At 46.8% G+C, this 19,692-nt stretch carries 18 protein-coding genes, 1 pseudogene and 2 riboswitches; of the genes and pseudogenes, 10 read left to right on the forward strand and 9 right to left on the reverse strand.

Annotated elements, in window-relative coordinates:
* Nucleotides 1-118: 118 nt before the first annotated feature.
* Both M654_RS09645 and M654_RS09650 read left to right on the forward strand, forming a co-directional pair.
* A complete protein-coding gene (locus M654_RS09645) occupies nucleotides 119-2,329 on the forward strand; it encodes a PAS domain-containing sensor histidine kinase (protein ID WP_026586703.1) in 2,211 nt (736 codons plus the stop codon).
* A gap of 4 nt (nucleotides 2,330-2,333) precedes the next feature.
* On the forward strand, nucleotides 2,334-2,831 hold the full coding sequence (locus M654_RS09650) for a methylated-DNA--[protein]-cysteine S-methyltransferase (RefSeq protein ID WP_026586704.1): 498 nt from the start codon (nucleotides 2,334-2,336) through the stop codon (nucleotides 2,829-2,831).
* 209 nt (nucleotides 2,832-3,040) lie between these two features.
* Here the strand turns inward: M654_RS09650 and mtnA are convergent, their stop codons facing one another.
* The 3 genes from mtnA to M654_RS09665 form a co-directional block, all read right to left on the reverse strand.
* Nucleotides 3,041-4,102, reverse strand: a complete 1,062-nt coding sequence (mtnA, locus tag M654_RS09655) for an S-methyl-5-thioribose-1-phosphate isomerase (protein ID WP_026586705.1) — start codon at nucleotides 4,100-4,102, stop codon at nucleotides 3,041-3,043.
* Nucleotides 4,103-4,114: 12 nt separating this feature from the next.
* Nucleotides 4,115-5,302, reverse strand: coding sequence for an S-methyl-5-thioribose kinase (gene mtnK, locus M654_RS09660; RefSeq protein WP_026586706.1), 1,188 nt, complete (start codon nucleotides 5,300-5,302; stop codon nucleotides 4,115-4,117).
* Between the two features lie 83 nt (nucleotides 5,303-5,385).
* Nucleotides 5,386-5,529: riboswitch (SAM riboswitch) on the reverse strand.
* Nucleotides 5,530-5,611: 82 nt separating this feature from the next.
* The gene (locus M654_RS09665; protein WP_026586707.1) at nucleotides 5,612-6,391 is read right to left on the reverse strand and encodes a carbon-nitrogen family hydrolase; all 780 of its coding nucleotides are present in this window, start codon (nucleotides 6,389-6,391) and stop codon (nucleotides 5,612-5,614) included.
* A 94-nt stretch (nucleotides 6,392-6,485) separates the two neighbouring features.
* Here M654_RS09665 and M654_RS09670 point away from each other — a divergent pair, with 94 nt between their 5' ends.
* From M654_RS09670 to M654_RS09690, 5 genes are all read left to right on the forward strand, one after another.
* A complete protein-coding gene (locus M654_RS09670) occupies nucleotides 6,486-7,676 on the forward strand; it encodes a pyridoxal phosphate-dependent aminotransferase (RefSeq protein ID WP_026586708.1) in 1,191 nt (396 codons plus the stop codon).
* A gap of 50 nt (nucleotides 7,677-7,726) precedes the next feature.
* A riboswitch (SAM riboswitch) is annotated at nucleotides 7,727-7,826 on the forward strand.
* 88 nt (nucleotides 7,827-7,914) lie between these two features.
* Complete coding sequence (gene mtnW, locus M654_RS09675; protein WP_081692830.1) at nucleotides 7,915-9,132, forward strand: 2,3-diketo-5-methylthiopentyl-1-phosphate enolase; 1,218 nt, start codon at nucleotides 7,915-7,917, stop codon at nucleotides 9,130-9,132.
* The gene (mtnX, locus tag M654_RS09680) at nucleotides 9,129-9,830 is read left to right on the forward strand and encodes a 2-hydroxy-3-keto-5-methylthiopentenyl-1-phosphate phosphatase (RefSeq protein WP_026586710.1); all 702 of its coding nucleotides are present in this window, start codon (nucleotides 9,129-9,131) and stop codon (nucleotides 9,828-9,830) included. The genes mtnW and mtnX overlap by 4 nt, the downstream gene beginning before the upstream one ends.
* Nucleotides 9,788-10,414, forward strand: a complete 627-nt coding sequence (locus tag M654_RS09685; protein WP_026586711.1) for a methylthioribulose 1-phosphate dehydratase — start codon at nucleotides 9,788-9,790, stop codon at nucleotides 10,412-10,414. The genes mtnX and M654_RS09685 overlap by 43 nt, the downstream gene beginning before the upstream one ends.
* A gap of 19 nt (nucleotides 10,415-10,433) precedes the next feature.
* Entirely contained in the window at nucleotides 10,434-10,973 is a 540-nt protein-coding gene (locus M654_RS09690; protein WP_026586712.1) for a 1,2-dihydroxy-3-keto-5-methylthiopentene dioxygenase, read from the forward strand.
* A gap of 26 nt (nucleotides 10,974-10,999) precedes the next feature.
* Here M654_RS09690 and fosB read toward each other — a convergent pair whose 3' ends face one another.
* A complete protein-coding gene (gene fosB / locus M654_RS09695) occupies nucleotides 11,000-11,452 on the reverse strand; it encodes a metallothiol transferase FosB (RefSeq protein WP_026586713.1) in 453 nt (150 codons plus the stop codon).
* Complete coding sequence (locus tag M654_RS09700) at nucleotides 11,449-11,757, reverse strand: YkvA family protein (RefSeq protein ID WP_236251225.1); 309 nt, start codon at nucleotides 11,755-11,757, stop codon at nucleotides 11,449-11,451. The genes fosB and M654_RS09700 overlap by 4 nt, the downstream gene beginning before the upstream one ends.
* Before the next feature lie 203 nt (nucleotides 11,758-11,960).
* Here M654_RS09700 and M654_RS09705 point away from each other — a divergent pair, with 203 nt between their 5' ends.
* Nucleotides 11,961-12,206: an aspartyl-phosphate phosphatase Spo0E family protein gene (locus tag M654_RS09705; protein ID WP_026586715.1), complete on the forward strand. Its 246-nt coding sequence runs from the start codon at nucleotides 11,961-11,963 to the stop codon at nucleotides 12,204-12,206.
* Nucleotides 12,207-12,266: 60 nt separating this feature from the next.
* Here the strand turns inward: M654_RS09705 and M654_RS09710 are convergent.
* Nucleotides 12,267-13,777, reverse strand: a pseudogene (locus tag M654_RS09710) (ATP-binding protein).
* Nucleotides 13,778-14,012: 235 nt separating this feature from the next.
* On the opposite strand from M654_RS09710, the gene M654_RS09715 reads away from it, so the two are divergent.
* The gene (locus M654_RS09715) at nucleotides 14,013-14,468 is read left to right on the forward strand and encodes a MarR family transcriptional regulator MhqR (RefSeq protein ID WP_026586716.1); all 456 of its coding nucleotides are present in this window, start codon (nucleotides 14,013-14,015) and stop codon (nucleotides 14,466-14,468) included.
* A gap of 24 nt (nucleotides 14,469-14,492) precedes the next feature.
* On the opposite strand, the gene motB is transcribed toward M654_RS09715, so the two are convergent.
* The 3 genes from motB to M654_RS09730 form a co-directional block, all read right to left on the reverse strand.
* On the reverse strand, nucleotides 14,493-15,269 hold the full coding sequence (gene motB / locus M654_RS09720) for a flagellar motor protein MotB (RefSeq protein WP_026586717.1): 777 nt from the start codon (nucleotides 15,267-15,269) through the stop codon (nucleotides 14,493-14,495).
* Nucleotides 15,262-16,065 (reverse strand): flagellar motor stator protein MotA, encoded by an 804-nt coding sequence (gene motA, locus M654_RS09725; protein ID WP_026586718.1) that lies wholly within the window; start codon nucleotides 16,063-16,065, stop codon nucleotides 15,262-15,264. The genes motB and motA overlap by 8 nt, the downstream gene beginning before the upstream one ends.
* A gap of 196 nt (nucleotides 16,066-16,261) precedes the next feature.
* Nucleotides 16,262-18,352, reverse strand: a complete 2,091-nt coding sequence (locus M654_RS09730) for an ATP-dependent Clp protease ATP-binding subunit (RefSeq protein ID WP_026586719.1) — start codon at nucleotides 18,350-18,352, stop codon at nucleotides 16,262-16,264.
* Between the two features lie 222 nt (nucleotides 18,353-18,574).
* On the opposite strand from M654_RS09730, the gene M654_RS09735 reads away from it, so the two are divergent.
* A complete protein-coding gene (locus M654_RS09735; RefSeq protein WP_026586720.1) occupies nucleotides 18,575-19,609 on the forward strand; it encodes a YkvI family membrane protein in 1,035 nt (344 codons plus the stop codon).
* Nucleotides 19,610-19,692: the final 83 nt, after the last annotated feature.

Below are 19,692 nucleotides of genomic sequence, written 5' to 3' on the forward strand. Positions count from 1 at the left end.
GATCGTCATCTTTCTGTAAAACGGGTGGAAAGCTTGTAAAAGTTTGAAACATATGAAGGAAGATGTGCCGGTTTGTAGAATTAATGGAGGATAGGTGTTCAGGGAAGGAGTGTAGCTAATGGAGGAGACTCTTGATTTGGAAGAATCCTTGAATCTGAAAAAACAGCTGGAGAAATTTCGAAAAGAAAACGAAAAGCTAAAAGCGGATTTGCACCAGTATGAGCTGTTGTTTAACGGAACGCTTGACGCCATTTTTATTTTAGATCGGCAGATGAACATCGTTCAGGCGAACGATGCGGCCTGCAACATCCTGCAAAGCAAAAAAAAGAATTTGCTGAACCGCCCGGCGCTCGATTTTGTTCACGCTGTACCGCCTGATGAATTAAATCAGAACATCAGCCGTTTTTTGGAGCGGGGATATGCGAAAAAAGAGGTCGCGATCAGACTTGATAACGGCTCCGTCAAATACATAGAGTTTACTGCCAGTAAAGGAATCGGTGAAGACTGTTTTTTTGTGGTCATGAGGGACATTTCCTCAAAAAAGATCCTTGAACGTGAACGCACGATCAATGAAAAGCTATTTAAAGATTTATTTCACAGGGCGGTCGAAGGGATCGTCATTTTTGATAAACAAGGCTGTTTTATCGATGCCAACCATTCTTTCTGCCAAAGCTTTGAGATCAAAAAAGACGAGCTTTCCAAATTGCGGCTCTCACAGTTCGTCTCCACGGAAAACAGCGGCAGGCTCGAAAAAATCTGGAGCGCCCTTTTTCGCAAAGGAAAAGCAAAAGGAGAGCTGCCGGTCCGGCTCAGATCAGGGGAAAACAGGCTGTTTGAACTGACGATCACATCGAATATTTTAAACGGCTTTTATATGTCGATTATGAGGGACATTACCGAAAAACGCTCGATGGAAAAACAGTTGTTCAAAAGTGAAGAACGGTTTAGGGAAGTGTTTGAAAATGCGATGGACGCCATTGTCCTTATGGGCACTGACGGGCGGGTCGTCAAGGCGAATCAGTCGGCATGCAAGATCTTTGAAGTGCCGATGGATGAGCTGATCAACAAAAAAATGACCGATTTTGTTGATAAAAATGATAAGCGCTATCATTCCATTATGAAACGGTACAGTGAAAAAGGAGAAATCCGGGAAGAGCTTCTGTTTCGCATGGGCAACGGACAATATAAGGAACTCGAGTTTACGGCGAAGCGCATCATGTTTAACAGCCAGCACCTCACCATCCTAAGAAATGTGAGCGACCGGAAGCGGATGGAGAAAGAATTGCGGGAAAGCGAGCTCAAATTCAGAAAAGTATTCAACGGTTCAATGGACGGGATTGTCCTTTTCAATAATCAGTATGAGATTATTGACGCGAATCCCCTGGCCGGAAAGATCCTCGGCCTCCCCCTTGACGAGCTGAAAACAGCGAGCCTTCTTGACGTCATTTCCGCCTACAGAATAGAAAATGCAGCCTCTCCCGCAGCAGCGATCTCCTTTGAGGAAATGGACAATGATATTCCGTTTCTGTTAACCGATCAAAAACGAATTTTGGAGTTTTCATTTAAGCGCAACATTATCCAAAACATGAATTTGGCAATGCTCAGAGATGTGACTGAACGGAGGGAGCTGGAAGAACGGCTACGCAAATCGGATACGCTTCATGTGGTGGGAGAGCTTGCGGCAGGAATCGCCCACGAAATCCGCAATCCAATGACGGCTTTAAAAGGGTTTATCCAATTGCTGAAAGGCAGCATCAAAGAGGATCACTCGCTCTATTTTAATGTGATCACCTCTGAATTAAAGCGGATTGAATCAATTATTACGGAATTTTTGATTCTGGCAAAGCCGCAGGCGATCATGTACGAAGAAAAAAATGTCGTCAAAATTATGCAGGATACAATGGATCTTCTGCATGCGCAGGCCAACTTGGACAATGTGCAGATGCACCTCACCTGTGACGGCCGAATTCCGCTGATTTACTGCGAGCCGAATCAGCTGAAACAGGTTTTTATCAACATTTTGAAAAATGCGATCGAAGTAATGCCGGACGGCGGCAATGTCTATGTGTCGATCAAGCCGAAGGGGAACGATCATATCCTCATATCGCTTGCCGACGAAGGGATCGGCATGACGGAAGACAAATTGAAGCGGCTTGGCGAGCCTTTTTATACAACAAAAGAACGGGGCACTGGACTTGGCCTGATGGTCAGCTATAAAATTATTGAAGAACACAAAGGAAAAATTGAGGTCGAAAGTGAGGAGGGAAAAGGCACGACCTTTCACCTGACACTTCCGATCAGACAACAGCATGAGGAGGAGGCTTTATAACATCGTGAGTTTTTATATTGAGTTCAGTTCGCCCTTTGGACAAGCATATATCGTCGAGGAGAACGGCCGCATTACACATGTGCTTTTGAATCAGGAGGAATTGGAGAATCTGCGGGAAAAAGATGCAGAGCTCATGCCCAAAAAAACGCCGCTATTGCTGGATGCGAAGCGTCAGCTTGAAGAATATTTCCGGGGCGAGCGCCAAACCTTTTTACTGCCGATCGATCAGGAGGGGACGGTTTTTCAGAAAAAAGTGTGGAAAGCGCTGGAGTCCATTCCTTACGGTGAAGCACGAAGCTACCACGATATTGCCTGTGCCATCGGAAATCCGAAAGCCGTCCGGGCAATCGGCCAAGCAAACAAAAAAAACGCGCTGCCGATTTTGATTCCCTGCCACCGCGTCATTGGAAAAAACAAGACGCTGACAGGGTATGCGGGAAATGAAACAGATAAAAAAGCGGTGTTGCTTGAGCTCGAGAATATTCCTTATAAAGGAAAATAATGCAAGCGCGCCGTTGCTTTTTTTTGTCGGCGACATATAATTTTATTAAGCTAAAAATGTTGGTCTTGGTAAAAAAGGAGGACGAATCAATGAAAACAAACCGCCCGCAAAAAATTGTCGGCTACACCGAATTGTTCGTCAAACTGCATGTCCTGACAAAAGAACAAAAAAAAGACATTATGAAATTCATCAAAATCCGCTAAAGCTGCCTACACGTTAGCTTTAGCGGAAAAAAGCGCTTCGATTTCTTCTGTATAATGGCCTGTGATGATCCCTTTTTCTGTAATGATCCCCGAGATCAGATGATTCGGAGTGATATCGAAAGCCGGATTGAACACAGGCACCTCCTGCGGCGCGATCCGTGTCCCTGCGATCTGTCTGACTTCATCTGGATCGCGTTCCTCAATCGGAATGGCGTCTCCGCACGAAATCGAAATATCAAAAGTTGACAGGGGAGCGGCAACGAAAAACGGAATTTGAAAGGCATTGGCGAGTATCGCCAGCCCATAGGTTCCGATTTTATTGGCTGTGTCTCCGTTTTTTGCGATCCGGTCTGCTCCGACAATGACAGCAGAAATGTTTTTTTCTTTCATCGTATGTGCGGCCATGCTGTCGGTGATCAGCGTGACGTCGATCCCGCCCTGCATGAGTTCCCATGCCGTCAGGCGCGCGCCCTGTAAGACGGGCCTCGTCTCACAGGCGTAAATATGAAGGTCAAGATCTTTTGTTTTGGCCAGATAAAACGGGGCAAGAGCCGTTCCGTATCTGCTTGTCGCGATCGATCCGGCGTTGCAGATCGTCATGATATTGTCACCGGATTTAAACAGCTGCAAAGCATTTTGCCCGATCTGCCGGCATGTTTCCTCATCTTCAATCTGAATCTGAATCGCTTCATGGATGAGATCGGTTTTTGCTTCATTCACAGACCGGGCGCCTTCAGCGCTTTTCATCAGCCTGTTTAAGGCCCATGATAAATTGACGGCTGTTGGTCTCGCGCCGTTTAACACATTTTTGATTTCGGCAAGCTTTCGTTGGAATTCGGAAACATCCGCCGTTTCGATTTGTTGGGCGCAAAGCGCAAGCCCGAACGCCGCTGTGATGCCGATGGCCGGAGCTCCCCGCACCTTCAGCGACCGGATCGCATCATAGATGTCTTCCTGTGTCGTCAAATTGAGATATTCCGTTTTCTCGGGCAGCTTTTGCTGATTTAAAATTTTTACCGATGTTTCTGTCCACTCCACAGAGCGGGGAACTGCAAATTGTTCTGGCATGTTAGTCACTCCCTAAAGCAAGCTCTGAAACGCTTCAATGATATCTTTAGGCGTCCGGAAACTGCTGCGTTTTTCAATTAATGCCGCGCCTGTTCTCAATGCGAGCGTTTTTTGCCGGATCTGTCTGTCAAATGGGGCGATCGTATCCAGATCGGCGACATGGGAAAGCCCGATCGTCCGGCGTATCAGTTCGCAGCCGGCGAAGCCGGCGGCGTCCTCCAGCGCTTGTTTCAGTGTTGCTTCCAGTCGTCCGGGCGCGTGTTTGTACTGATCAAGGCTGTCTTTTTCCCATGCTTCGCTGAATGTGCGGCTGAATGTGTTCCATACGGTTTCAACATGGCTGTACAGCGGGCCGCGTCTGTTTTCTTCGCGGGCCAAAGCATTTAAAAACAGATTGGCGATAAACTGGCCGATATCAAAACCGATCGGACCGTAACATGCAAATTCAGGATCGATGACTTTCGTTTCGGCATCACCGGCAAAAATGCTTCCGGTATGCAAATCGCCGTGAATGAGCGTTTCCGACGAGGTTATAAAACGCTTTTTCAGCTTTGCCGCTTCAAGCTTCAAGGCACCATTGCCCCATAACTTCTCCGCTTCACCGCGCAGCTCTTCCTCAAAATCATTTGTTTCATTGTCGAAGAATGGATCTGTGAAAACAAGGTTTTCTGTAATGTCGCATAAATCAGGATTGATAAACTGCTTGCACAAACGCTCTTTTACTTTTGGATCCAATACATAGTCAGACGAGTAAAACAGCGTTTTTCCGAGAAATTCACCGATATCCTCTGACAAATGCGGATAATCGTACCCTTCGATCAGTCCTTTTCTGGCGATTGTCAAATGGGACAGATCCTCCAGCACGGTGACGGCCAGCTCTGTATCCGAGTAATACACTTTGGGCACAAGGTGTGGTGCGTGCTCAGCCTGCCGGATCAGTGCGCTGCTTTCAATTCTCGCCCTGTCCAATGACAGCGGCCAGCTTTCGCCGACGACTTTCGCATACGGAACGGCCTGCTTGATGATCAAGCCTTTCTTTTGCTCCTGATCATACACGCGGAAGACGAGGTTCAGGTTGCCGTCGCCGATTTCCCGGCATGTCAAAGTGCTTTTGCTTGAAAAAAGTCCGAGCCGGACGGCGAGCGCGGCCGCAGAGCTTTCTGTCAGGATTTCGTAGGTTGCGGTTTTCGTTACGGTCATTTTAAAATTCCCCCTCAAAGTCGTTAACAAAATAAAAAGCCTCTTTCTCATCGAGAGAAAGAGGCTGATCGTCGCGCACGCCTCTCTTATCTCTCAGAATGCAAATCTGATGGAATTAGCACCGTGCCCTAGCGGCGCAAAATGCTCGCGCCCCATTTCACAATGGTATTACGGTCGGTTGCTGTTGGGATCATAAGGCCAGTCCTTCACCCAACTCTCGATAAGAGAAATCAATATAAAATTTTGAAATTTCAGTTCGGTCAGTTGCTGAACATGTTACCAGTATCATTGATTATTTGTCAATACTTTTTAATATAAATCTTTGCGGATGTCTTCAAAAACCGGAATGTGCCCTCTCGTTTTTTCGATGTCCTTAAGATCGATTTCGGCGCTGATGACCGTTTCTTCGTGTCCTGCTTCTGCAAGAACCCGTCCGAGCGGATCGATGATCATGCTGTGGCCGGCAAATTCGTTTTCCGGATTTTTCCCCGAACAGTTGCAGGCGGCGACAAAACATTGGTTTTCAATAGCTCTCGCGATTAGAAGGCTCCGCCAATGATCAAGCCTCGGCCGGGGCCATTCCGCCGCCACGAAGAGGATGCCCGCTCCTTTTGAGGTGTGTTTTCTGATCCATTCCGGAAAACGGATGTCATAGCAGATGACACCGGCGGCAGGTGTGCCTTCAATCTCAAAGCCGCCGTCGGCGGAACCGGCGGATAAATAGAGATGCTCATCCATCAGCTGAAAAAGGTGGACTTTGCTGTATTCTTTGATCAATTGCCCGTGTCTGTCCGCGATATACATCGTATTGTATACGCCGTCCTTTTTCTTGACGGCGACTGATCCGCACACAATATGGACATGGTTGGCCTTTGCCGTTTTCCTGAGCCATGCTTTCGTTTGTTCGCCTTCATCGTCGCCGATTTCATCGAGTTTTTTTAAATCATAGCCTGTCGTCCAAAGCTCGGGGAGAACGAGGATATCCGCATGCCGGCTTTCCGCTTCGATCAGCCGCTCCGCTTTTTTGAGATTTTCCGAAGGATTGCCGTATGCGATATCGAATTGCAGGCAGGAAATCGTCCGCTTCACTCTTATTCACCTCATTTTTTGCTTTACAATTTACCTTTAACAATATATGATGATGGACTATCATTTCAAGAATTTTTCAAAGCGGGTGAAAAAAATGAAATTTGAGTTTTCTGATGTGCTGAAACAGCTTCCGGAACAATTTTTTGCATCACTGGTCAAAAAGGTGAATGAAAAGATGGCAGCGGGTCATGATGTCATCAATCTCGGCCAGGGAAACCCTGATCAGCCGACACCGGATCATATTGTTGAAGCGATGGCAAAAGCCGTGCATCATCCTGAAAATCATCGCTATTCTTCCTTTCGCGGGAGCCGCAAGCTGAAAGAGGCGGCAGCCGAATTTTATCAAAGGGAGTATGGTGTTTCCCTTGATCCTGAGCGGGAAGTTGCCGTATTGTTCGGCGGAAAAGCGGGCCTTGTAGAGCTGCCGCAATGCCTGTTAAATCCGGGGGATACCGTGCTCGTTCCCGACCCGGGATATCCGGATTACTGGTCGGGTGTTGAGCTGGCCAAAGCGAAGATGGAAACGATGCCGCTTACCGCGGACAATCATTTTCTGCCCGACTACAGCGACATTCCCTCTGAGCTAAAAGAAAAAGCGAAGCTGATGTATTTGAACTATCCGAACAACCCGACCGGAGCTCAGGCCACACCGGCGTTTTTTGCAGAAACCGTCGGGTTTGCCAAAGCGCACGGCATTTGTGTCGTTCATGATTTTGCCTACGGGGCGATCGGCTATGACGGCCAAAAGCCGGTGAGCTTTCTGCAAACAGACGGCGCTAAGGAAGCCGGGATCGAAATTTATACGCTGTCCAAAACCTACAATATGGCGGGATGGAGAGTCGGATTTGCGGTCGGAAACGCCTCTGTGATCGAAGCGCTGAATCTCTACCAGGACCATATGTATGTCAGCCTTTTTAAAGCGGTGCAGGATGCAGCCGCCGTCGCGCTTCTCGCAGATCAAAGCTGTGTGAACGTGCAAAATGAACGATATGAAAAACGGCGGAACGTCTGGATCAAGGCTGTCCGGGATATCGGCTGGGACGCCCCGTTTCCGGAAGGCTCCTTTTTTGCCTGGATGCCCGTCCCCGAAGGCTTTACATCTGAAGAATTTTCGGATTTGCTGCTGGAGAAGGCTAATGTCGCGACAGCGCCGGGCATCGGATTCGGTCCGCATGGTGAAGGCTATGTACGAGTCGGTCTTCTTACAAGTGAGGAACGCTTGCGTGAAGCGGCAAGCAGGATCGCCAGGCTGAACATTTTCAAAAAATCGGCAGTCCCTCATTGACAACTAAGGAAAACGGTGGGATAATTCAAAATAATTTATAAAAATCAATATTCTTATCAAGAGCAGGTGGAGGGACGAGCCCGATGAAGCCCGGCAACCGACTTTTTAAGCACGGTGCTAATTCTTGCAGCTGGCGCTGAGAGATAAGGATTCGAAGTGAGAAACGAAACCTCTTTTTAGCACAGCCGCAAAAAGAGGTTTTTTTGTATGCATGGGAAACAGGAAGGAGCTAAAGAGCATGAGTGAACTTTTGGCAACATATGTCCTGACAGATCCCGGAGGCGATCCAAAAATACGGGCGGAGCAAATTGCGCTCGGCCTGACGGTGGGATCCTGGACGGATTTGCCGCAGCTGAAACAGGAACAATTAAAAAAGCACAAAGGACGCGTCGTCCGCGTTGAAGAAACGGAAGGCGCCCGCGGGGAGAAACAGGCGGTGGTCACGATCGCCTATCCGGAAGCCAATTTTACGAGGGATATTCCGGCTGTCTTGACGACCGTTTTTGGCAAGCTGTCGCTTGACGGGAAAATCAAATTGACGGATCTTTCGTTTTCAAACGACTTTAAGCAATCGCTGCCGGGACCGAAATTCGGGATCTACGGCATCCGCAAAAAGATCGGCGAATTTGAAAGGCCGCTTCTGATGAGCATTTTCAAAGGCGTCATCGGCCGCGATATGGAAGATTTGAAGGAGCAGCTGAGGCAGCAGGCGCTCGGCGGTGTCGATTTGATCAAGGATGATGAGATTTTGTTTGAAACCGGGAACGCTCCTTTTGAAAAGCGGATCACCGAAGGGAAAAAAGTGCTGCAAAGCACCTATGAAGAAACCGGACACAAAACGCTTTACGCCGTCAATCTGACAGGAAGGACGATGGAGCTGAAAGACAAAGCGAAAAAGGCCGCTGAGCTTGGGGCCGACGTTTTGCTGTTCAATGTGTTTGCCTATGGGCTGGACGTCCTCCAAAGCCTGGCCGAAGACGACGAAATTCCGCTTGCGATCATGGCTCATCCGGCCGTCAGCGGCGCATTGGCTTCTTCGCCGTATTACGGTTTTTCCCATTCGCTTTTGCTGGGAAAGCTGACCCGTTATCTGGGGGCGGATTTCAGCCTGTTTCCTTCCCCGTACGGAAGCGTCGCGCTCGAAAAGCGGGAAGCGCTCGCCATTCATGATGAATGCACGAAAGAGGATGTTTTTCAGCCGTCATTTGCCGTGCCGTCGGCCGGCATACACCCAGGCATGGTTCCGCTTTTGATGAAAGACTTCGGTATTGACCACATCATCAATGCGGGCGGCGGAATTCACGGCCATCCAAACGGAGCAACAGGCGGGGGCAGGGCGTTTAGAGCGATCATAGAAGCCGTTCTTCAAGGCGAACCTGTCGAAGAAAAAGCAAAACGGTCCCGCGATTTAAAGCTCGCTTTGGATAAATGGGGGAAAGTGGAGATTCCCGTATGAGAAAGCCGCTGATCATCTGCGATTTTGACGGGACGATTACAACGAACGACAACATCATCAGCATCATGAAACAATTCGCTCCAAACGAATGGATTGCCTTAAAAGACGGTGTTCTCTCCAAGGAAATATCGATCCAAGAGGGAGTCGGCGGCATGTTTGCCCTTCTGGAGAGCAGCCTCAGGGAAGAGATGACGGCATTTGTACTCGAGCAAGCGGAGATCCGCGCCGGTTTTAAGGAGTTTGTTGCATTCCTTGATGAGTGCGGGATTCCCTTTTACGTCGTCAGCGGAGGCATGGATTTCTTCGTCTATCCTTTGCTTGAAGGGATCGTGGAAAGGGAGCGCATCTATTGCAACAAGGCGGATTTTACTGGCGAGAGCATCGCGATTGATTGGCCGCATCTGTGTGATGATAAGTGCGAAAACGAATGCGGCTGCTGCAAGCCTTCCATCATTCGAAGGCTGAAAGGGGAAGATGACTTTCTCGTGATGATCGGGGATTCCGTCACGGATGTTGAGGCTGCAAAGCGTTCTGATTTGTGCATGGCCCGTGATTATTTGCTGAAGGAATGTGAGGCTCTGCATTTGAACCATCTCGCGTTTCAGGATTTTCACGATGTGAAGCGCGCCCTAGAAGAAACCCGGGAGGTGAAGGAATGGCTGTTAGAGAACAGCGCAGGCAGGAGCTTGCCGAAGTAAAAAGGGAGCTCGCGGCAAGAGACTGGTTTCCGGCGACAAGCGGCAACCTTTCAATCAAAGTAGCGGAGGCTCCGCTTCGCTTTTTGGTGACGGCCAGCGGAAAAGACAAACGAAAAGAGACGGACGAGGATTTTTTGCTGGTGGATCAAGAAGGCAATCCTGCAGAAAGCGGCCACTCCCTGAAGCCGTCGGCGGAAACGCTGCTCCATGCGTATGTCTATCAAAAAACAAACGCAGGCAGCTGTCTTCATGTTCATACCGTCGACAATAACGTGATTTCAGAACTTTATGCAAAAGAGCAGCAAATCACTTTTAAAGGGCAGGAAATCATTAAAGCGCTCGGGATATGGGAGGAAAACGCCGCAGTCACCATTCCGATTATCGAAAATACCGCCCATATTCCGGACTTGGCGGCTGATTTTGCCGCTCACCTGACAGGCGATTCCGGCGCCGTCTTGATCAGGAACCACGGCATTACCGTCTGGGGGAAAACGGCATTTGAAGCAAAGCGGTTTCTTGAAGCTTATGAATTTTTGTTCAGCTGGCATTTAAAATTAAAAGCTTTCAGACATGCGTATGTTTGAAAAAGGAGGAGAAACGCACATGGCAACAATCCGTATCCATGATGAGCAAAACACGGTGATCGAAAACAGTGAAGAGGTGAAAAAGTACCTCGATCAGCAGGGTGTGATTTACGAACAATGGGATATCACGAAACTGTCTGCAGGTTTAAGGGAAAAATACGATTTAACAGACGCGGAAAAACAGGAGATTTTAAATAGTTTTCAAAGTGAGATCAAAGACATTTCCGAGCGGCGCGGCTATAAGGCGCAAGATGTCATCTCGCTCTCTGATGAAAATCCAAAACTGGATGAACTTCTGAAAAACTTTAAACAGGAGCATCACCACACAGATGATGAGGTCAGGTTTATCGTCAGCGGCCACGGCATCTTTGCGATTGAAGGAAAAGACGGCGTATTTTTCGATTGTTTATTGAGCCCCGGCGATTTGATCTCTGTTCCGGAAAACACCCGCCATTACTTCACGCTTCAAGAAGACAGGAAAGTCGTAGCCGTCAGGATATTTGTGACGACCGAGGGCTGGGTGCCGATCTATGAAAGAGAACAGGTTAAACAGTCATAAAAACAGCGCCGCTTAGGGCGCTGTTTTTATTTGTTTTTATCGTATAGCGCTTGAATATGGCCCTCATGAAATGAAAGGTGAGGCTTTTCTGTTTGATAGTATTCGAGTCTGTCGAAGACAGAGCCGGTGTGGAGCTCGAATTTGTGTCCGTCCGGATCGGAAAAATAAATCGAATCTTTATCACCCTGATGGCGTTTTCTCCCTTTTAACACATTCACGCCCAAATCTTTTAATTTCGTCTCCCAATGATCGAGATCTTCCTCTTTGATCGAAAAGGCAATGTGTGTGTATGAGTCGCGGATTTCAGTCCGTTTAATATCCTTTTCCTCGTTCAGAGCGAGCCAGATGCCGTTTAGATCAAAGTACGCGGTTTTCTCGCCTTTGACGAGCCATTTTGCATCAAACACATTTTCATAGAAAGCGATGGACGCCTTTAGGTCGGAGACTGAAAATAACAGATGATTAAGACCATCAATCATTTTGCGCCGCCTCCTTTCTCGTGCAGGGCGTCAAATTCAGCCAGTTCTTTGGCGATTTGTCTGAAAAGAAAGGCAAGAACAGCCGCATCATCAAGCCAGCCAGCCCCTGCGATAATGTCCGGAATCAAATCAATCGGTGACAGCACATAAATGAAAGCCAAAGCGGCCAGAAAAATCGTTCTTTTAGGAAAAAGCGGATATTCTCCTTTTCTCCACGCTTTAAAGGCGCTGAAAAACAGGATCAGACCGGAGCGCGCTTCTTTTACAGCGAAGAAAGCCGTTAGTTTTGAAATAGGTTTTTTCATCAAAAGACCTCCTTTAAAAGGAAAAAACATTTCGGTGTTTACCATATTTCATTCAAGGGAATGATTCAACAAATCTATTATACTTGATTTCAAAATATTTTTTCGGAAAATAGGTTTACAAAATAAGTATAATCTGTAATAATGCTCAAGTACGCAAAATCTGGATGAATCTCGAAACTTTAACGCGGTAAGGGGTGAAGCGTATGCAAAGGTATTTAGAGAAAGAAGCGCTGTTGGCCTCCATCAATGAAAAGCGGCAAATGATGGTCGAAGCTGCTGAAGTCTACGGATATACAGGGGATGAGACAATTAAACAGAGTCAGGAATTAGACCAGTTGATCTATCAATATCAAAAAATGACAATGAATGATCATTATTCATCAGACAAGCCATTGCCCCATGTTTTAGACGGCATCAGCTGTCTGATCCTTGAAAAATATACGGCATGATCCAAGTCCATGAAAAAGAGCTGCCATTAACGGAAGCTCTTTTCGCGAGCGGTAAGCATATCAGCCATTTTGATCTTTTGATGTCGGAAGCGTGATTGTGACGGTTGTTCCTTTATGCCGTTCGCTCTCGATATGTATCGTTCCCCCATACATGGAGATGATTCGCTTGCACACGACAAGGCCGAGCCCTGTGCCTTTATCTTTAGACGTGACAAAAGGCTGGAAAATCTTCTCCATCATTTCTTTCGGAATGCCTTCTCCAACATCTTTCACCACAATTTTCGCAGCCTGTTGATCCTGATCCATTTTGATCAGCAATTTCCCGCCGTTTTTCATTGATTCCAATGCGTTTTTAGCGACATTTAAAACGACCTGCTTAATATGGTCCTTCTTACAAAAACGAAAGACGGGCCTTCCGCAAGATCTTTGAATTCCACCTCAACATTATACAGGTTGGCTTCAGAATGAATGATCGGCATAATTTCGTCAATCATTTCATTCAAGGTGTTTAACTGCCACTGCTCGGCAGTCGGCTTCCCAAGCACCAGAAACTCACTGACGATCTGATTGATCCGCCGGATTTCCTGATCGATGATCGAGAAATACATTTGATCTTCAGCAGATTGATATTTTTTCTGAAGCAGCTGGATGAACCCGCTGATTCCGGTCAGCGGATTTCTGATTTCATGAGCGGTGCTCGCCGCCAGTGTGCCGATCAATTCAAGCTTTTGCGCTTCATTCTGGGCGCGTTCCTGCTTCGTCCGCCTTTTAAGCAATACATATTGGAGCAGCACGAATAAAATATTGAGCAGTATAAAGATGCTTAAAAAGGACAATAGAAGGCTGTAAACAATTTCGTTTAGCTGGACGGGTTCAGGATAGACTTCAAGCTTCCAGTCGATCTGGTCCAAAAAAGCATCGACAGTACCGCCTTCCGGCTTTTCAGGGGGTGAGTGCCCGGCTGTGAAAAGGACCTGGTTTTTCTGATTCAAAATTTTGATATAAAGCTCGGGGCTTAGCACATTCATAATGTTTTTCAAATAATCGATGCGAATCGAGGCTAATAAAAAGTTTGTCGTCTTCCCTTTGTCATTAAAGACCGGAGTAAAAATATTCAATTCCAGCTTGTCCGTCATGATGCTTGCGTCATCGGTAATCACGGATTTCTTGGAGCTTTTCGCCTTTTGGAGAATGTCCTTGTACGACACCGGCTTCTTTTCTTTTACGGGCATCGTACTGACCATGACATCGCCGTTTTCATTTAATAGATACAATGCTGAAAAGCGCGGCTCTTTTTTGTATGTTTCCGTCAGGATATGTTTGATATGTTTTTCGTCGACAGGATGGTTGAGAGCCGTTGCTAGGGAACTGAGCCTTGCTTCGGTTTCACCGATCAAATAATTGATCTGGTTTCGATGGATATTCAGCATAAGCGTTGCCGTCTGGCGGTGTTTATCAGTAATGTTTTCACGCTCTTGTTCGTATATAAAAAAGCTTATAATAAAGGCCGGAATCAAAACAAGGATTAAATACAGCCTGATTTTCTTCCATATCTTTTTTAAATTGCGCATGTTTTACTCTCTCCCAATCGATACAGGAATAGAGGTATTATATCACTAGTAAGAGCCGATTTATAGAAAAGATAACCAATACATTGAAAATAGGACACAATACCGGGGAATTTCCGAAAATATCTATTTGAGGTTCATTTGCTATCATCATAACATGGTTTGAATGTTAACAGTTGACATTTTCCTCATAGTTTATTAATGTTTTCCTGTAGTTGTTTCTTTGGAGATGAGAGATATGAGCAATAGAGAACAGGAACAGTCATTGAAATTATTCATTGTATTATCACGAGCGTACAGATCAATTAATGATCATATGAATAAACATATTCATAAGCATGGTCTGAATCCGACAGAATTTGCTGTATTAGAGCTTCTCTATCACAAAGGGGATCAGCCCCTGCAGCAAATAGGGGATAAGATTCTTCTGGCGAGCGGGAGCATTACATATGTGGTTGACAAGCTGGAGCAAAAGCAGCTGATCGCAAGAAGAGCCTGTACAACCGATCGAAGGGTCACTTATGCGCAAATCACCGACAAAGGCATCAAGCTCCTTGAGCAGATTTTTCCCGGACATGCCGAAGAACTGCATCAAATGATCAGTGTCCTGAGCGCTGAAGAAAAGGAAGCCTGTATCGACATGCTGAAAAAAGTAGGTCTGAACGCAAAGCACTTTTATCAAAACAAAGAATAAGGAAGCTGCCCAATCGCAGCTTCCTTATTTTTCGTTATTTACATTTTTGACATCGATCGGCAGGATCAGAATTTCAACACGCCTGTTTTTTCTTCTTCCTTCCTCCGTGTCATTTGGAGCGATCGGTTTATATTCTCCGTAGCCTTTAGCGCTGAATATCTTCGGATCGAGCTTTGGATTTTCGATCAAGAGGCTCATGAAGTTGACAGCGCGCATGACGCTTAAATGCCAGTTTGATTTAAATTGAGAATTTTTAATCGGCACGTTATCCGTATGTCCGCTGATGACGATATTGCGCGGCGGATTGAGCACGAGAAGGTCGGACACTTCCTTGGCAAGCTGGACATCCTGCGGGCGAATCTCGGCTTTCCCTGAATCGAAGAAAATATTGTCCTCGATTGAGAGAAGAAGCCCTTCGTCTGTCAGCTTTGTGTTCACCTGTTTTTCAAGGTTTTTCTTTTTGATGAACTGGTTGATATGGTCCTGAATTTTTTTCAGCGACTGCCTGTCCTTTTCTTTTTGGATTTTCGCTATATCTTTCGGCTCATCAGGGCTTTTCCCTTCCTCGGTTGTGCTTGTTTTCGGCTCTGTGAAGCTCGAATAATCCATCATTCCTGTACCGCCTGTAAACACGGCATTGAACGATTTGGACAGCATTTCGAACTTTTTGGCGTCGATCGAGCTCATGGCAAACAGTACGATGAAAAGGGCCAAGAGAAGTGTGAGCAAGTCGGCATAGGGGATGAGCCAGGACTCATCTACATGTTCTTCATGGTCTTTATGCTTCTTTTTTCTAGCCATTATTCGTTTCCCCTTTGTCTCCCTCAGGAATCACGATGCTGGAGCGCTCGCTAGGAGAGACATACATGAGAAGCTTTTGTTCGATGACTTTTGGAGCCTGTCCTTCCAATATGGAAAGAATTCCTTCGATCATCACTTCGCGGACTTTCACTTCCTGTTTGGATTTCCGTTTTAATTTATTGGCAAAAGGATGCCATAACACATAGCCTGTAAAAATCCCGAGAAGGGTGGCGACAAAGGCTGCGCTGATCGCGTGTCCCAGCGCTTCAGTGTTGCTCATGTCCGCAAGCGCGGCTATCAGCCCGACAACGGCTCCCAAAACGCCCAATGTCGGTGCATATGTGCCTGCCTGGGTAAAAATGCCCGCCCCGACCTGATGCCGTTCTTCCATTGCTTCCACTTCCTCGGTCAGAACGTCCCTGATGAAATCAGCGCTCTGTCCGTCTACCGCCATGCTCATGCCGTTTTTCAAAAATTGATCATCGATTTCATTCAGGTTCGCTTCCAATGCGAGAAGGCCTTCGCGTCTGGCGATTTGCGCCCATTCAGAAAACATGGGGATCAGCTCGTTGATTTCGATCGACTTTCTTTCTTTAAACAAGATGCCGAAGAGCTTGGGAACCCTTTTTAATTCGCGCATTGGAAAAGCGATGGTAACCGCGGCGATTGTCCCGACAAGTATGATCAGCCATGCCGCCGGGTTGACCAGAACGGACGGGCTGACACCTTTCATCACCATGCCGACACCTACTCCGATGATAGCTAAAATGATTCCAATTAACGATGTTTTGTCCATTTTTTTCACCAATTCCTTTTAACTAACTTTTCTATCGTTAATATCGGTGCCGGTCGATCGGAACTTTAGAGCGTTTCAGAAATTGTTGAGAAATCAAGCTGAAACGGGACTTTAGGATGAATAGATGGAAAAATTTTTAATTTAGTGGAGTCTTATGTATTATAAAAAGCGGCTTCCAACATGGAAGCCGCATGTGTTATACGGATTGCACCGCAATATCGCCGTTTTCCGCTGTAACGTGAAAACCGGAAATATTTTCTTCTTCAAGCAGCAGGTCGGTCATTTGATCTTCGACTACTGTCTGAATCGTTCTTCTTAAAGGACGCGCACCAAATGCAGGGTGACATCCGATTTCGGCGATTTTTTCTTTTGCTTCGTCTGAAACCGTAAGTGTCAGCTCCTGATCGCTTAATGTTTCTTCAAGCTCCTTCAGAAGCAGGTCGACGATTTTGACAAGATCTTCTTTTTCAAGAGGCTTGAATTCGACAATACTGTCAAACCTGTTCAGGAATTCAGGTTTGAAGTAGCTGCTTAACGAATCGATCAATGATTGTTCACCCAGCAGCTGTTCTTCTCTGTTGAAACCGACTGTTGTCCGTTTTTCGGAAACGCCGGCATTGCTTGTCATGATGATGACGGTGTCTTTAAAGCTGACCGTCCGTCCCTGGCTGTCCGTCAGCCGTCCGTCTTCCATGATCTGCAGGAACATGTGCTGTACATCAGGGTGAGCTTTTTCAATTTCATCGAGCAGGACGATGCTGTACGGGTTTCTCCGGACTTTTTCTGTCAACTGTCCGGCTTCATCATGACCGACATATCCCGGAGGAGAACCGATGAGCTTGGATACGGCGTGTTTTTCCATATATTCGCTCATGTCGAGGCGGATGATGGAATCTTTCGTGCCGAACAGCTCTTCGGCAAGCCTTTTGGAAAGCTCTGTTTTACCTACTCCTGTCGGACCGACAAACAGGAAGGAACCGACAGGCCTGTTTTTTGATTTTAGACCGGCTCTGCTTCTTCGCACGGCTTTTGCCACTTTTTTCACAGCCTCTTCCTGTCCGATAACACGGCTTGCGAGATTGGCTTCAAGCTCTTTCATTTTTTTCTGGTCGTCATGCTGCAGTTTGCCGACCGGAATGCCTGTTTTTTGTTCGATGATCGCCTGGATGTCTTCGGCTCCGACGATGGCCTGTTTTGCTGCTGTTTTTTCTTCCAGCTTAGCGTGCAATGCTTCTTCTTCATCGCGGAGCTTTGCCGCCAGCTCATAGTGTTCATCCTGAAGCGCCTTTTGTTTTTCCGCTTCGATTTCTTTCAGGCGTTTTTCCGCTTCTTCACCGCTGACCGTATCGATTGTAAGGTTTGCCTTTGAACCGGCTTCATCGAGCAGGTCGATCGCCTTGTCGGGAAGGTGGCGGTCCTGAATGTAGCGGCTGGACAGAACGACACATGCTTTAATAGCTTCATCTGTATAGGAAACGCCGTGGTATGCTTCATATTTCTCCTTCAGGCCGTTCAAAATGGCTGTCGTCTGTTCAATGGTCGGCTCATGCACCATGATCGGCTGGAAGCGTCGTTCCAGAGCGGCATCCTTCTCAATTTGACGGTACTCTTTCAGAGTCGTCGCACCGATGATTTGCAGTTCGCCTCTGGCAAGCGCAGGTTTCAGAATGTTGCCCGCGTCCATAGATCCTTCCGCAGAGCCGGCGCCGACTAAGAGGTGGATTTCGTCAATGAAAAGAACGGCGTTTTTTCGTTCTTTCAGTTCTTTCATCAGCTGCTTCATTCTTTCTTCAAATTGTCCCCTGATTCCCGTGTTCGCCACAAGGGAGGCGACATCAAGCAGATAGAGCTCTTTGTTTTTCAGCTTGTCTGGCACATTGCCTTCAGCGATTTTTAAGGCAAGTCCTTCTGCAACGGCTGTTTTACCGACGCCTGGTTCACCGATTAACACCGGATTGTTTTTGTTTCTCCGGTTTAAAATTTCGATCACCCGGGCCACTTCATCTTCGCGGCCGATCACAGGGTCAACAAGCCCAGTTCGGGCGGCATTCGTTACATTGACCGCCAGTTCATCGAGCTGCCCTTTTTTGCGAGCGGTTTGCTGCTGTTGTTGTGCAGGCTGACTGAAGAAAGACCCTCCTCCAAAAAAGTGGGTTCCGGAATACATGGAAGGCTGAGTCAGCTCTTTATAGCAGTTTTCACATAAATCCATTTGTTTTTTTGTATGGTTTATTTGCATGTTTAGGCGAATCGTCGCTTCATTTGTTTGACAATGTTGACAACGCATTTGCCAAAACCCCTTTCAATATAATTTGACCTTTTTTGACCAATGGTGTTTGAAAAAATGGTCGCTTCATTTGACCATCTTTGACTATAGTATACCTTGACCATCTTTGACTTTCAAGTATCATGCTTTTTCCTTTTTGTTCCTGCGTCGTGAAGTTGTCCTTCTTTTTAAGGGACGTGCCTCATATGATGAAGCAAGGGAATTCGTTTACGGGGGAGAGTTATGAGCCAATCACAAGGATCAGCTTTTCAGCTGGCATTTGTATACGTCGGAACTGTCGTCGGAGCCGGATTCGCGACGGGAAGAGAGATCGTTGAATTTTTTTTAAGGTTCGGCTGGACAGGTTTGGCCGGGATTTTGATCAGCGGGCTGATGTTTACTTTTCTCGGCGCGAAAATCATGCTGATCTCCATCAGAATTAAAGCGAAATCTTATCAGGAGCTGAACAAATATTTGTTCGGCGAAACGCTCGGAAAATTCGTCAACGCCTTCATGCTGATGGTACTGCTTGGCGTGACGTCCGTGATGCTGTCGGGAGCGGGAGCGCTTTTCAAAGAACAGCTCGGACTTTCCAATCAGGCGGGGATGCTCGTGACGATCGCCTTAAGCCTGTTCGTGATGATGACGGGTGTAAAGGGGATTTTCGGCGTCAATATCGTCGTCGTTCCTTTATTGCTGCTGTTTTCATTGATCGTTCTGTTTGATTCGTTTATCTTCGGCGGGCCAAGCGTCAATACTTTGCCGTCGACGTCGGGTCATACGGAGTGGATCTTGTCGGCCGTGTCATATGGCGCTTTCAATTTGTCGCTCGCACAGGCTGTTCTTGTGCCGATCGCCTCTGAATTAAAATCGGAAGAGCTGATTAAAAAAGGGGCGTTTATCGGAGGGACGCTGCTCACACTTGTCTTAATCGCCAGCTTTTTATCACTTTCAACATTGCCTGATGTTCTTTTATATGAGATTCCGATGGCGCAGGTCGTCTATATTGTCCAGCATTCTGTCCATATCATCTACCTGTTTATCATTTTCGGCGAAGTGTTCACATCGGTCATCGGCAATCTATACGGTCTGGAAAAGCAGATCAATGAATTTCTTCATATAAAAAGTGTTTACATCTTCATATTCATTCTCTTGACGATTTACTTAACCGGGCAGATCGGCTACGGAAAATTGATTTCCACCATTTATCCGCTCTTCGGCCAGCTCAGCCTTGTCTTTATTTTCTTTCTGATCGTCAAAAAAGTGCCAAAACGCTAAACGTCAATGTCCGGGGCTTGGCGAGCGCCCGGATTTGTGATAAGATGGCGAAGGAAAATTGAACAAAATCCGCTCTTGAAACC

Origin of the sequence: Bacillus sp. NSP9.1 (genome assembly GCF_000465465.2) — a bacterium.
GTDB classification, from domain to species: domain Bacteria; phylum Bacillota; class Bacilli; order Bacillales; family Bacillaceae; genus Bacillus; species Bacillus sonorensis_A.